This window comes from Streptomyces sp. cg36 (assembly GCF_041080675.1).
Classification (GTDB): domain Bacteria; phylum Actinomycetota; class Actinomycetes; order Streptomycetales; family Streptomycetaceae; genus Streptomyces.
This window is the reverse complement of the sequence record NZ_CP163520.1, coordinates 6,541,282-6,554,618: the sequence shown is the minus strand read 5'-3', so window position 1 is coordinate 6,554,618 and position 13,337 is coordinate 6,541,282. Positions and strand designations below refer to the sequence as shown.

The window sequence follows — 13,337 nt, the reverse complement described above, 5'->3', positions numbered from 1 at the left end:
CCGCCGGAAGGAAACCCGCAGGTCAGCTGGTCCAGAAGTCCCACCAGCGGGTCAGCACCAGCATCCCGACGACGCCCACGTGCAGCACCGGCAGCACCCAGGTGAACTCGGACAGGAAGGACTTGAGCCAGCCGGGCGCGGGCAGCAGGCCGCGCCGGATGTTGTGCGAGGTCACGTACCAGAACATGAAGATCGTCGCGACCCACGCCAGGCTGCACCACAGGCAGAGCGCGTTGATCCGGTACAGCGACTGGAACTGGAGCCAGCTGCAGAATCCGACGCCGAAGAGGGTGCCCGCGTTGAGGGTCAGCCAGTACCAGGGGCGGAAGCGCGCGCCCGCGAGCAGGCTCATCCCGACCGCGATCACGATGCCGTACGCCACCAGGCCGAGCATCGGGTTCGGGAAGCCGAACGCGGACGCCTGGTCGCTCTTCATGATGTTGCCGCAGGAGACCACGGGGTTCAGGCTGCAGCCCGGCGTGAAGTTCGGGTCTTCGAGCAGCTTGAACTTGTCGATCGTGATGACCCACGCGGCCAGCAGTCCGGCGGCTCCCGTGATCACCAGGAGCCACGCGAACGCGCGGCTCGCGCCGACGGTGCCCTTGGTGTTCAGCTGCTCCTGGCCGGAGGAGACGTCGTCAACTGTTGTGGTCATATCGCCGTTCCATCGTTCCGTGGCTGCTGGGCAGGGGCCATTGTGCCGCAATCCATGGCCCGGCCACCGTTCGATGGAGATAAGGAAGCCGCGTTCGGCCACGCCAAGTCCGGCCCGCGAGGACCGGACTTGGCACTTCGCCCCCGGCTTCATCCATCAGGACGACGCCGGACGCGGTGGGTTGACCGCCGTCAGGCCAGCCGGGCGCGCACGGCCTCGACGACCTCGGCGACGGGGACCGCCACCTGGTCGCCGGACTCCATGTCCTTGAGCTGGACGACGCCCTCGGCCAGGTCCCGCTCGCCCGCGACGATCGCCAGTCGCGCGCCGGAGCGGTTGGCGTTCTTCATGGCGCCCTTGAGGCCCTTGCCGCCGTAGCTGAAGTCGGTCGCGACCCCGCCCCGGCGCAGCTCGGTGACCACGCCGAACAGCACCCGGCGCGCCTCCTCGCCCAGCGGCACCGCGAAGACGCTGGTCGCCGACGGGATGTCGAGGGTGACGCCCTCGGCCTCCAGCGCCAGGGCCGTGCGGTCGACGCCGAGCGCCCAGCCCACCGACGGCAGCGCGGGGCCGCCGATCATCTCGGAGAGGCCGTCGTAGCGACCGCCGCCGCCCACCGCGGACTGGGAGCCCAGGCCGTCGTGGACGAACTCGAAGGTCGTCCGGGTGTAGTAGTCGAGGCCGCGGACCAGCTTCGGGTCGTCCTCGTACCGCACGCCCTGCGCGGTCAGCAGCTCGCGGACCTCCTCGTGGTACGCCTTGCAGGCGTCGCACAGGTAGTCGCGCAGCAGCGGCGCGCCCGCCAGCTGCTTCTGCACCGCGTCGCGCTTGTCGTCGAGGACGCGCAGCGGGTTGATCTCGGCGCGGCGCAGGGTCTCCTCGTCGAGGTCGAGGCCGCGCAGGAACTCCTGGAGGGCGGCCCGGTAGACGGGACGGCACTCCTGGTCGCCCAGCGAGTTCAGCAGGATGCGGAAGTCGCGCAGGCCGAGCGAGCGGTAGGCGTCGTCGGCCAGGATGATCAGCTCGGCGTCCAGCGCCGGGTCCTCGGCGCCGATCGCCTCGGCGCCGACCTGCGAGAAGTGGCGGTAACGGCCCTTCTGGGGGCGCTCGTAGCGGTAGTAGGAGCCCGAGTACCAGAGCTTGACCGGGAGGTTGCCCGCCTTGTGGAGGTTGGCCTCCAGGGCCGCGCGCAGTACGGAGGCGGTGCCCTCGGGGCGCAGCGCGAGCCTGTCGCCGCCCTTGGTCTCGAAGGCGTACATCTCCTTGGTGACGATGTCGGTGGACTCGCCGACACCGCGCGCGAAGAGCTCGACGTTCTCGAAGCCCGGGGTCTCGATGTAGCCGTAGCCCGACCGCTTCAGCGGCGCCGCGATGGCCTCGCGCACCGCGAGGAAGCGGGCGGAGTCGGGCGGGAGCAGGTCGTAGGTGCCCTTGGGGGCCTGGAAGGTACTCATGGGGAAGCTTCTCGTCACATTCCTCGTCGGGGAGAGGCGATGCCCTCTCCGAGGCCGGCGGCCACCTGCCGCAGATACGGGTTGGTGGCGCGCTCCTGGCCGATGGTGGTCTGGGAGCCGTGGCCGGACAGCACCACGGTCGAGTCGTCGAGCGGCAGGCACACGCGGCCCAGCGACTCGAGGAGCTCGGCGTGGCTGCCGCCGGGCAGGTCGGTGCGTCCGACGGAGCCGGCGAAGAGCAGGTCGCCCGAGAAGAGGATCGGAGGAATGTCCTCCGCCTCGGGCAGCCCGAACGTCACCGACCCCTTGGTATGGCCGGGCGCGTGCGACACGGTCAGCTCCAGGCCGACGAGCTCCAGCTTCGCGCCGTCCGTCAGCTCCTTGACGTCGTCGGGCTCGCCGATCGTCAGGTCGCCCATGATCTGCGCGCCGAAGGAGCGGCCGAGGCCCTTCTCCGGGTCGCTCATCATGTACCGGTCCGAGGGGTGGATCCAGGCGGGGACGTCATGGGCGCCGCACACCGGGACCACCGAGGCGCAGTGGTCGATGTGGCCGTGCGTGAGGACGACGGCGACGGGCTTGAGCCGATGCTTCCTGAGCGCGTCCTCGACTCCCTGGGCGGCCTGGTGGCCCGGGTCGATGATCACGCACTCCTCGCCTGCGGCGGGGGCGACCAGATAGCAGTTGGTCCCCCAGGCCCCGGCGGGGAACCCGGCAATGAGCACGATCGTCCTCAATTTCTCGTACGTCGGGTGATTGCGGCTGTTCAGAGCCTACCGGCGCTGCTCCTGTCACAGCGAACCCATATACGGTACGGGCACAGTCCGCGCGTACACGCGTCCGTACGCCACTACACCGCACAAGGAGACCACCGGTGGTCAGCAGCGAACAGCGCCGGCGCCAGCTCGCCCGGGACAAGTTCGAGCGTCAGCAGCAGCGCCGCGAGGAGGCCCGCCGCAAGGCCAAGCGCCGCAACACCGTCGTCGCCGCCGCCCTCGCGGTGGTCCTGGCGGCCGGCGGGGCGGCCTTCGCCACGGGAGCCTTCTCCTCCGACGACGACAAGAAGTCGGACGCGGCGTCGCCCTCCGACAGCCCCGCGCCCTCGGCGTCCAAGGAGTCCGCGCCGGAGCCCAAGATGGCGATCGACCAGAAGGCCGGGTACACCATGGCGCTGAAGACCAGCGCCGGTGACATCTCGTTCAAGATGGAGGCGGCGAAGACCCCGCACACGGTCAACTCGTTCAAGTACCTCGCCGACAAGGGGTTCTTCACCAACACGAAGTGTCACCGCCTGACCACCCAGGGCATCTACGTGCTTCAGTGCGGCGACCCCAAGGGCGACGGCACCGGCGGCCCCGGCTACACCATCCCCGACGAGAACCTGACGGGCCTCGGCAAGGCGGGCGCGGACGGCACGGTGACCTTCCCGGCGGGCACGGTCGCCATGGCCAACACCAGCCAGCCGCACACCGGCGGCAGCCAGTTCTTCCTGGTCTACAAGGACACCAAACTGCCGCCCAGCTACACGCCGTTCGGCAAGATGGACGCCGCCGGGCTCAAGGTCGTCGAGGAAGTGGCGAAGGCCGGTGTGGCGGGCGGTGCCGGGGACGGCGCGCCCAAGACGCCCGTCACCATCGCCAAGGCCACCGTCAACAAGGACTGACCCGGGGAATTCGGCCGCGCTGAGTGCGGACAGCCGGGCGGCCGGTCGCCTAGATTGGCGTTGTGCAGCGCGGGCTGAAATCGCGCTGTGGAGGGCGGGCGAGGCCCGTCCCGGAAACTGTGGACGATGCCACGAGGGCCGAACCCCTCGCGCCGGCATCATGTGGAGGAGGCGCTGTGAGCAGCGACCCGTGGGGCCGCGTCGACGAGACGGGCACCGTGTATGTGCGTACAGCCGAGGGCGAAGTCGTCGTCGGATCGTGGCAGGCGGGGACTCCCGAGGAGGCCCTGGCCTACTTCGAGCGCAAATACGAGGGCCTGGTTGTCGAGATCGGCCTCCTCGAACGACGGGTGAAGACCACCGACCTGTCGGCCAAGGACGCGCAGACCGCGATCGACCACCTGCGCACGCAGGTGGACGAGCACCACGCGGTGGGCGACCTGGCGGCGCTGCGGGTGCGGCTCGACAAGCTCGTCGAGACCGTCGAGTCGCGGCGCGAGGAGCGCAAGGTCCAGAAGGCCAAGCAGACCGACGAGGCCAAGCACGCCAAGGAGGCGCTGGTCGCCGAGGCCGAGGAGCTGGCGCAGAGCGAGCAGTGGCGCTCGGCCGGTGAGCGGCTGCGGGCGCTCGTGGACACCTGGAAGGGCCTGCCGCGGCTCGACCGGAAGTCCGACGACGAGCTGTGGCACCGCTTCTCGCACGCGCGCTCGGCGTTCTCCAAGCGCCGCAAGGCGCACTTCGCGTCGCTCGACGCGCAGCGCGAGGACGCCCGCAAGGCCAAGGAGAAGCTGGTCGTCGAGGCGGAGTCGCTCTCCTCGTCCACCGACTGGGGCGGCACGGCCGCGCGCTACCGCGAGCTGATGGCGGACTGGAAGGCGGCGGGCCGCGCCCAGCGCGAGGCCGAGGACGAGCTGTGGAACCGCTTCCGCGGCGCCCAGGACGTCTTCTTCGCCGCCCGCGGCGAGGTCTTCGCCGAGCGCGACGCCGAGCAGACGGAGAACCTGAAGCTCAAGGAGGAGCTGGCCGTCGAGGCCGAGAAGCTCGTCCCGGTGACCGATCTGAAGGCGGCCCGCGCGGCCTTCCGCGGCATCAACGAGCGCTGGGAGGCCATCGGCCATGTGCCGCGCGACGCCCGGCCCAAGGTCGAGGGCCGGATGCACGCCGTGGAGCGGGCCCTCCAGGAGGCCGAGGAGTCGGAGTGGCGCCGCACCAACCCGGAGGCACGCGCGCGTGCCGCGGGTCTGACCGGCCAGCTCCAGGCGGCGGTCGACAAGCTGCGCGGCCAGATCGACGCGGCCCGCGCGGCGGGCAACAACTCCCGGGCGGACAAGCTCGCCAGGGAGCTCGAAGGCCGTCAGGCGCTGCTCGACCAGGCGCTCAAGGGCCTGGAGGAGTTCGGCGGCTGACGCCGCTCTCCGCGGGTGTGCGCCGGGGGCCCGGCCGTGGTGACACGGCCGGGCCCCCGGTCGTCTGCGCCTTCGGAGCTTTGGCGGGGGTGGCCCCCTCGGGTCCCCCGGAGGGGTGAGCCCCCGTCGTCCGCCCGGACGGCGGGGGCTCCCGCGGTTACGGCCTGCGGGCCGAGGTCACCCGGTACACGTCGTACACGCCCTCCACGCCCCGTACGGCCTTCAGGACGTGGCCGAGGTGCTTGGGGTCGCCCATCTCGAAGGTGAAGCGCGAGGTGGCCACCCGGTCCCGGGAGGTCTGCACGGCCGCCGACAGGATGTTGACGTGCTGGTCGGACAGGACCCGGGTGACGTCGGACAGCAGCCGGGAGCGGTCCAGCGCCTCGACCTGGATGGCGACCAGGAAGACCGACGACTGGGTCGGGGCCCACTCGACCTCCAGGATCCGCTCGGGCTGCTGCGAGAGCGAGTCCACGTTGACGCAGTCCGCGCGGTGCACCGAGACCCCGCTGCCGCGCGTCACGAAGCCGATGATCGGGTCGCCGGGGACCGGCGTACAGCAGCGGGCCAGCTTGACCCACACGTCGTCGACGCCCTTGACCACCACGCCCGGGTCCGCGTTGGCCCGGCGCTTGTTGCGTCCGCGCGAGGGCGGCGCCGACTCGGCGATGTCCTCGTTGGCCGCCTCCTCGCCGCCGAGCGCCTGCACCAGCTTCTGCACGACGCCCTGGGCCGCGACATGGCCCTCGCCGATCGCCGCGTAGAGGGAGGAGATGTCGGGGTAGCGCATCTCGTGCGCCAGGGTGACCAGGGAGTCGCCGGTGAGGATGCGCTGGATCGGCAGGTTCTGCTTGCGCATGGCGCGCGCGATGGCGTCCTTGCCCTGCTCGATCGCCTCGTCGCGGCGCTCCTTGGAGAACCAGCCGCGGATCTTGTTGCGGGCGCGCGGCGACTTGACGAAGCCCAGCCAGTCGCGCGAGGGCCCGGCCCCGGCCGCCTTGGAGGTGAAGACCTCCACCAGGTCGCCGTTGTCCAGGGTCGATTCGAGCGGCACCAGCCGTCCGTTGACCCGTGCGCCTATGGTGCGGTGGCCGACCTCGGTGTGCACCGCGTACGCGAAGTCGACGGGCGTGGCCCCCGCCGGGAGCGCTATGACGTCGCCCTTGGGCGTGAAGACGAAGACCTCGTTGCGCGACAGGTCGAAGCGCAGGGACTCCAGGAACTCGCTGGGGTCCTCGGTCTCCTTCTGCCAGTCGAGCAGCTGGCGCAGCCACGCCATGTCGTTGATGTGGTCGTCCTTGCCGGCCTTCTTCGGCACGTCGGTGCGCACCTTGGAGGCACCGGCGACGGCCTCCTGCTTGTACTTCCAGTGCGCGGCGATGCCGTACTCGGCGCGGCGGTGCATGTCGAACGTACGGATCTGGAGCTCGACGGGCTTGCCGTTGGGGCCGATGACCGTCGTGTGCAGCGACTGGTACATGTTGAACTTGGGCATCGCGATGTAGTCCTTGAACCGCCCCGGGACCGGGTTCCAGCGGGCGTGGACCGTGCCCAGCGCCGCGTAGCAGTCGCGGACGGTGTCCACCAGGACGCGGATGCCGACCAGGTCGTAGATCTCCGCGAAGTCACGGCCGCGGACGATCATCTTCTGGTAGACGCTGTAGTAGTGCTTGGGGCGGCCGGTGACGGTCGCCTTGATGCGGGCGGCGCGCAGGTCGGACTGGACCTCGTCGGTCACTATGGCCAGGTACTCGTCGCGCTTGGGGGCGCGCTCGGCGACCAGCCGCACGATCTCGTCGTACATCTTGGGGTAGAGGATCGCGAAGGCGAGGTCCTCCAGCTCCCACTTGATGGTGTTCATGCCCAGGCGGTGCGCCAGCGGAGCGTAGATCTCCAGGGTCTCGCGGGCCTTCTTCTCCTGCTTCTCCCGCTTGAGGTAGCGCATGGTGCGCATGTTGTGCAGGCGGTCCGCGAGCTTGATGACCAGGACGCGCGGGTCCTTGGCCATGGCGACGACCATCTTGCGGACGGTCTCGGCCTGCGCCGCGTCGCCGAACTGGACCCGGTCGAGCTTGGTGACGCCGTCCACCAGCAGGGCGACCTGGTCGCCGAAGTCGCGGCGCAGGGTGTCCAGGCCGTACTCGGTGTCCTCGACGGTGTCGTGGAGCAGCCCGGCCATCAGGGTCGCCGGGTCCATGCCCAGCTCGGCCAGGATGGTGGTGACGGCGAGCGGGTGCGTGATGTACGGGTCGCCGCTCTTGCGCTTCTGGCCGCGGTGCCAGCGCTCGGCGACCTGGTACGCCTTCTCGACCTGGCGCAGCGTGGCCGTCTCGATCTTGGGGTCGTTGCTGCGCACTATCCGCAGCAGCGGCTCCAGGACCGGGTTGTACGCGGAGGAGCGCTGTACGCCCAGACGGGCGAGGCGGGCCCGGACGCGGTTGGAGGAGCCACCGGAACGCACCAGGGGGCTGGTGGGCGGCGCCGGCTTGGACGCCGGGGCCGCCGCGAGGGGCCGCTGGGGCGGCTGCGGCTTGGGCTCCACCACGGGCGGCACGGGCGCGGCGGGGGCCGCCTTGGCCTGCTCGGCCTGCTGGTCGGGCCGCTCGGCGGAGAGTGGCTGGGCCTCGTCTGGCAAGAGCGCTCCTCGTGCGGATCCGGTCCCCCGGTCAGGCCCGGAACGTCCATGGTATCGAGAGTGGGCGGCCGGTACGTCCCGGGCGGGTGGGACGGGGTGTGCGGGGGCCGCCCGGCCCCTTCGTGGGCGGCTCCCGCCGGGCCCCGGGGCGCCCACGGCCGCCCGCACCCGGCACGCCCGCCCCACGCGGAAGGCGGACGCCGGATTCCTCCGGCGTCCGCCTTCCTTGGTTCGGCTGCCTCGCTCAGAGCGTGATGAGAGCGTCCAGCGGGGCTCCGCGCAAGGCGGGTTCCAGCCGGGTCCGGCCGTTCAGGAAGCCGAGCTCCATGAGCACCGCGACCCCGGCGACCTCGGCTCCGGCCCGCCGGATGAGCTCCAGCGACGCCTCGGCGGTGCCGCCGGTGGCGAGGACGTCGTCGATGACCATGACGCGGTCGCCCGCGGCCAGGTCCTCGGCGTGCACCTCGATCTCCGCCGTGCCGTACTCCAGCTCGTACGCCTGCGAGAGCGTCGCTCCGGGGAGCTTGCCCGCCTTGCGCACGGGGATGAAGCCGATCCCGGCGTGGACCGCCACGGGAGACGCCAGGATGAAGCCGCGCGCCTCCAGGCCGACGATCTTCGTCGCGCCGTGCCGTACGCACAGCGCGGCGAGCTCCTCGGTCAGGGCCCGGAACGCCGCCGGGTCCGCGAGCAGCGGCGTGATGTCCTTGAACAGCACGCCCGGCTTCGGGTAGTCCGGTACGTCACGGATGCGGCTGAGCAGCAGCTCCTGGGTGGAGACGGTCATCGCCGCTTCCCCCGGTTGTTGCGGGAGGGCTGGCGGCGCTGGCCGACGACCGCGCCCGCGGTCTCCGCCTCGTCGTCGTCCTGCGGCACCGCGGCGTCCTGCGGCTCCTCGGTCTCGCCCTTGGCGGCGGCTGCCGCGCGCTTGGCGAGGACCCGCTTCTTGAGGGCCTTCATCGCCGGCTCCTGCTCCTTGAGGTCGGCGACCAGCGGGGTGGCGATGAAGATCGAGGAGTACGCACCGGCCGCGAGGCCGACGAAGAGCGAGAGCGAGATGTCGTTCAGCATGCCGGCGCCGAGGACGCCGCCACCGATGAACAGCAGGCCCGCCACCGGGAGCAGCGCGACGACCGTGGTGTTGATGGAACGCACCAGGGTGCCGTTGAGGCTCTTGTTGGCCATCTCGCTGTAGGTGAGGCGGGTCTGCTTGGTGATCCCCTTGCCGCCCTCCTTGAGACCGTCGAAGACGACGACGGTGTCGTAGAGCGAGTAGCCGAGGATGGTGAGCAGACCGATCACGGTGCCCGGGGTGACCTCGAAGCCCACCAGCGCGTACACGCCGACGGTGATCGTGAGGTCGTGGATCAGGGCGATCAGGGCCGCGAGCGCCATGCGCCACTCGAAGGCGATCGCCAGATAGATCACCACGAGGATCATGAACACGATCAGACCGGTCCACGCCTTGTTGGCGATCTGGTCGCCCCAGCTGGGACCGACGAGGTCGGCGTTGATGTCCTCGGCCGAGACCTTGAGGTCCTTGGAGAGCTGGGTCTTGATCGCGTCCGACTTCGCGGTGTCGATGCCGCTGATCTGGATGCGCAGGCCCTTGTTGCCGAGCTTCTGGACGATGGCCGTGTGGCCGGAGGCGGTGTGCGCGTACTCCTCCGCCTGGGAGACCGAGACGCTGGTCTTCGGGGTGGTGAAGACCGCGCCGCCCTTGAATTCGATGCCCATCGTCAGACCCCGCACCGCCAGGCCCACGATGGCCGTGATGGTGATCAGGATCGAGATGCCGTACCAGATCTTCCGCTTGCCGACGAAGTCGTAGCCGACCTCACCGCGGTAGAGCCGGGCGCCGAGATGACCGAGTCGCGACATCTCACGCCTCCTTCGGGTCGGTGGGGGCGGCGGAGGAGGTGCCACGGGAGCGGCGCAGCGGCGGCTTGGCGCCGAGGCGCTTGGGGTCCAGACCGGACCACGGGTGACCGCTCGCGAAGAACTTCTTGCGGGCCAGCAGCGTCATCACCGGCTTGGTGAACAGGAACACCACGACGATGTCGAGCAGGGTGGTCAGACCCAGCGTGAACGCGAAGCCCTGGACCTTGCCGACCGTCACGATGAAGAGCACCGCGGCGGCGAGGAACGACACGAAGTCGGAGACCATGATCGTGCGCCGGGCGCGCGGCCAGGCCCGCTCGACGGCCGGACGCAGGGTGCGGCCCTCGCGGATCTCGTCGCGGATGCGCTCGAAGTACACGATGAACGAGTCCGCGGTGATACCGATGGCCACGATGGCACCACACACCGCCGGCAGGTTCAGCGCGAAGCCGATGGCCGGGCCGAGCAGCGCCATCAGGACGTAGGTGAGGACCGCGGAGACCGCGAGGCTCATGATCGCCACGAGGGAGAGGCCGCGGTAATAGACCACCAGGTAGATGATGACCAGGGCCAGACCGATGGCACCGGCGATCAGACCGGCGTGCAGCTGGTCGGCGCCGAGCGCGGCGGTGACCGTGGTGACGCTCTGCTCCTCGAAGGAGAGCGGCAGGGCGCCGTAGGACAGCACGTTGGCCAGGTCGGTGGCGGAGCGCTGGTTGAAGCTGCCGGAGATCTCCGCGCTGCCGCTGAGCGTCTGGCTCACCGACGGGGCCGACACGACCTGGTTGTCGAGGGCGATCGCGAACTGGTTCTGCGGCGACTGCTGCTTCGACAGCTTGCCCGTGATCGCCTGGAACTTCTTCGAGCCCTTGCCCGTGAAGTCCATCTGGACGATCCACATGCCGCGCTGCTGGTCGATGACCGCCTTGGCCTTCTTGACGTCCGTGCCCTCGATCTCGGCCGGGCCGAGGATGTACTTGGCGTCACCCTCCTGGCTGCAGGCCGCGATCGTGTCGCCCGCCTTGCTGCCGACGGCGGCCTTGCCGCGGGACGCCTTGGTGGAGCAGTCCAGCGCCTCGAAGTCCTTCTGCAGCTTGGCCGCCGCGGCGGCGTCACCGGTGGGCGGCGGCGTCGTGCCCGGCGTGGTGCCCGGCTTGGGGGTGGCCGGCGGCGTGGTCTTCGGGGACGGCTTGCCGTCCGCCTTCAGGCCGTCGGTCAGGGCGCGGCCCTGGGGCGACGCCTTCGAGCTCGGCGTGTTCGACGGCGTCGAGGACGGCTTGTTCTTGTCGCCGTTCTTGTCCGCGCCCTTGCTGGCCGAGGGGCTCGGGGTGTTGCTGGGCTGCGGCTTGGCCGGGGTGCCGGCGGCGACCGTCAGGACCGGACGGAAGTAGAGCTTGGCGGTGGTGCCGACCTGCTGCCGGGCCTGCTCCGAGTTCGTCCCCTTGGGGATGTTGACGATGATGTTGCGATCGCCCTGGGTCTGAACCTCGGCCTCGGAGACACCCAGCCCGTTGACGCGGTTGTTCATGATCGAGACCGCGGTGTCCATGTTGGCCTTGTTGATGGCCTTCTCCTGGCCCGGCTCGGCCTTCGCCTTGAGCGTGATGCTCGTACCGCCGGCGAGGTCGATGCCCAGGCGCGGCGTGGTGTGGCCGGACCAGAACATGCCGCCCGCCAGCGCGGCCATGGCGACCAGGAACAGGACCAGGGTGCGCCCCGGCCTGCCCTGGGCCCCCGCCGGCCTTCGGCCCTTCTTCGGTGCTGCCACCTTGTCGTTTCTCCCTGTCCTACCGCCCGCGCCGGGTGTGCGCCTGGGCGGCCACGAAGTGTTGTGGGGACGTCCCCCGTGAAGTCGTCACCCCCGGTCCGGCGGGCGCCCTGGGGCGCCCGCCGGACCGGAGAGCGGTTACTTCGTGCCCGACTCGCCGTCGGCCTTGCCGTCCTTGGGCGCGGCGGCGTCGTCCGCCTCGTCCTTCTTACCCAGGTCGATCTTGCCGTCCGCCGGGGCGACGGCGTCGTCGGCGTCCTCGGTCAGCGACGAGGCGTCGTCCGGCACGGCGGGGAGCTCGGTCGGCTCGTCCGTGTCGCCGTGCACGATGCGGTTGTACTCCTCGTCCGAGAGGACCGCGCCGATCGCGTTCTTCGCGTAGACGGCGTGGACTCCCGGGGCCACCTCCAGAAGGACCGTGTCGTCACCGAGCTCCTTGACCGTGGCGTACATGCCGCCGATCGTGCGGACGCCGGTGCCGGGCTGCATCTCATTGCGCATGGAGGCGGCCTGCTGCTGCTTCTTCTTCGCCGAGCGGGTCATGAGGAACATGGCCCCGATGAGGACGATGAAGGGGAGAAGGGTCACGAGACTCACGGGACGAACTTCCTTCGCACGACCGCGCAAGGAGTGCGGCCTGATCTGGGGGTGGGTATGCCGACCGGTAAATGTAAGGGCGGCATCGGCGGAGTCTAAGCGAGTCCGCCTAGCTGGAACAACGCCCAGCATCCCACCGGGGTTCCTCCCGGCGCACCCACCCGCGCCGTCACGGCCCGAAGAGCCCCTGTTGTCCGCCTCGCTGTGCGCCCCCGGGTCCCTGCTGCGGCGGGACGAGCCCCAGGTGGGCCCAGGCGGCCGGGGTCGCGATCCGTCCGCGGGGAGTGCGCGCGAGCAGCCCTTCCCGTACGAGGAAGGGCTCGGCGACCTCTTCCACGGTCTCCCGCTCCTCCCCCACGGCGACCGCCAGGGTCGACAGACCGACCGGGCCGCCACCGAACAGTTTCAGCAATGCCTGGAGCACCGCGCGGTCCAGCCGGTCCAGGCCCCGGCTGTCCACCTCGTACACCCCGAGGGCCGCCGCGGCGATCTCGCGGGTGATCGCTCCGTCGGCCTTGACCTGCGCGTAGTCCCGCACGCGGCGCAGCAGGCGGTTGGCGATGCGAGGGGTGCCGCGCGAGCGGCCGGCGATCTCGGCCGCGCCCGCCGGGTCGATCTCCACGTCGAGGAGGCGGGCCGAGCGGTGCACGACCCGCTCCAGCTCGGCCGGCTCGTAGAACTCCATGTGCCCGGTGAAGCCGAAGCGGTCGCGCAGCGGGGGCGGCAGCAGCCCCGCGCGCGTGGTGGCGCCGACCAGGGTGAAGGGGGGCAGCTCCAGCGGGATGGCGGTGGCGCCGGGGCCCTTGCCGACGATCACGTCGACCCGGAAGTCCTCCATCGCCATGTAGAGCATCTCCTCGGCGGGCCGCGACATCCGGTGGATCTCGTCGAGGAAGAGGACCTCGCCCTCCTGGAGGGAGGAGAGGATCGCGGCGAGGTCGCCCGCGTGCTGGATGGCGGGGCCGGAGGTGATCCGGATGGGGGCGCCCATCTCGGCCGCGATGATCATCGAGAGCGTGGTCTTGCCGAGGCCGGGGGCGCCGGAGAGCAGCACGTGGTCGGCGGTGGCGCCGCGGGCGCGGGCGGCCCGCAGCACCAGGTCGAGCTGTTCGCGGACCTTCTCCTGGCCGACGAACTCCTCCAGGTCCTTGGGGCGCAGGGCGGCCTCGACGGCCTGGTCCTCGCCGTCGGCCACCGAGTCGACCAGCCTCGGGTCGGTGGCGTCGTCGGCTCCGGTGTCGTCCCAGTTCATCAGTGCGGTCTCTCGTCGGTTCTCTC

General features: G+C 70.7%; 11 protein-coding genes. 2 read left to right on the top strand and 9 right to left on the bottom strand.

Annotated features, from left to right (window positions below):
• Positions 1-22: 22 nt before the first annotated feature.
• The 3 genes from AB5J87_RS29230 to AB5J87_RS29220 all read right to left on the bottom strand — a co-directional run bounded on the left by AB5J87_RS29230 (position 23) and on the right by AB5J87_RS29220 (position 2,834).
• A complete protein-coding gene (locus tag AB5J87_RS29230) occupies positions 23-655 on the bottom strand; it encodes a vitamin K epoxide reductase family protein (protein WP_369380825.1) in 633 nt (210 codons plus the stop codon).
• Positions 656-846: 191 nt separating this feature from the next.
• On the bottom strand, positions 847-2,109 hold the full coding sequence (hisS, locus tag AB5J87_RS29225; protein WP_369380824.1) for a histidine--tRNA ligase: 1,263 nt from the start codon (positions 2,107-2,109) through the stop codon (positions 847-849).
• 14 nt (positions 2,110-2,123) lie between these two features.
• Positions 2,124-2,834, bottom strand: a complete 711-nt coding sequence (locus tag AB5J87_RS29220) for an MBL fold metallo-hydrolase (protein ID WP_369380822.1) — start codon at positions 2,832-2,834, stop codon at positions 2,124-2,126.
• A 149-nt stretch (positions 2,835-2,983) separates the two neighbouring features.
• Between AB5J87_RS29220 and AB5J87_RS29215 the strand changes: the two genes are divergently transcribed.
• Together AB5J87_RS29215 and AB5J87_RS29210 are read left to right on the top strand one after the other, a co-directional pair.
• Positions 2,984-3,772 (top strand): peptidylprolyl isomerase, encoded by a 789-nt coding sequence (locus AB5J87_RS29215; protein ID WP_369380819.1) that lies wholly within the window; start codon positions 2,984-2,986, stop codon positions 3,770-3,772.
• Positions 3,773-3,948: 176 nt separating this feature from the next.
• Positions 3,949-5,178 (top strand): DUF349 domain-containing protein, encoded by a 1,230-nt coding sequence (locus AB5J87_RS29210; RefSeq protein WP_369380818.1) that lies wholly within the window; start codon positions 3,949-3,951, stop codon positions 5,176-5,178.
• 157 nt (positions 5,179-5,335) lie between these two features.
• On the opposite strand, the gene AB5J87_RS29205 is transcribed toward AB5J87_RS29210, so the two are convergent.
• From AB5J87_RS29205 to ruvB, 6 genes are all read right to left on the bottom strand, one after another.
• Positions 5,336-7,813: a bifunctional (p)ppGpp synthetase/guanosine-3',5'-bis(diphosphate) 3'-pyrophosphohydrolase gene (locus AB5J87_RS29205; protein ID WP_369380816.1), complete on the bottom strand. Its 2,478-nt coding sequence runs from the start codon at positions 7,811-7,813 to the stop codon at positions 5,336-5,338.
• Between the two features lie 244 nt (positions 7,814-8,057).
• Positions 8,058-8,600, bottom strand: coding sequence for an adenine phosphoribosyltransferase (locus tag AB5J87_RS29200; protein WP_369380814.1), 543 nt, complete (start codon positions 8,598-8,600; stop codon positions 8,058-8,060).
• Entirely contained in the window at positions 8,597-9,694 is a 1,098-nt protein-coding gene (gene secF / locus AB5J87_RS29195) for a protein translocase subunit SecF (protein WP_369380812.1), read from the bottom strand. The genes AB5J87_RS29200 and secF overlap by 4 nt, the downstream gene beginning before the upstream one ends.
• A gap of 1 nt (position 9,695) precedes the next feature.
• On the bottom strand, positions 9,696-11,462 hold the full coding sequence (gene secD / locus AB5J87_RS29190; protein WP_369380810.1) for a protein translocase subunit SecD: 1,767 nt from the start codon (positions 11,460-11,462) through the stop codon (positions 9,696-9,698).
• A 138-nt stretch (positions 11,463-11,600) separates the two neighbouring features.
• Positions 11,601-12,059, bottom strand: coding sequence for a preprotein translocase subunit YajC (gene yajC, locus AB5J87_RS29185; protein WP_369380808.1), 459 nt, complete (start codon positions 12,057-12,059; stop codon positions 11,601-11,603).
• 169 nt (positions 12,060-12,228) lie between these two features.
• Complete coding sequence (gene ruvB / locus AB5J87_RS29180; protein ID WP_369380805.1) at positions 12,229-13,311, bottom strand: Holliday junction branch migration DNA helicase RuvB; 1,083 nt, start codon at positions 13,309-13,311, stop codon at positions 12,229-12,231.
• Positions 13,312-13,337 lie beyond the last annotated feature (26 nt).

Bases quoted from the DNA above. Each gene is read 5' to 3' on its own strand.
- AB5J87_RS29230 (WP_369380825.1), bottom strand. From the start codon at position 655: ATGACCACAACAGTTGACGACGTCTCCTCCGGCCAGGAGCAGCTGAAC.
- hisS (WP_369380824.1), bottom strand. From the start codon at position 2,109: ATGAGTACCTTCCAGGCCCCCAAGGGCACCTACGACCTGCTCCCGCCC.
- AB5J87_RS29200 (WP_369380814.1), bottom strand. From the start codon at position 8,600: ATGACCGTCTCCACCCAGGAGCTGCTGCTCAGCCGCATCCGTGACGTA.
- secF (WP_369380812.1), bottom strand. From the start codon at position 9,694: ATGTCGCGACTCGGTCATCTCGGCGCCCGGCTCTACCGCGGTGAGGTC.
- ruvB (WP_369380805.1), bottom strand. From the start codon at position 13,311: ATGAACTGGGACGACACCGGAGCCGACGACGCCACCGACCCGAGGCTG.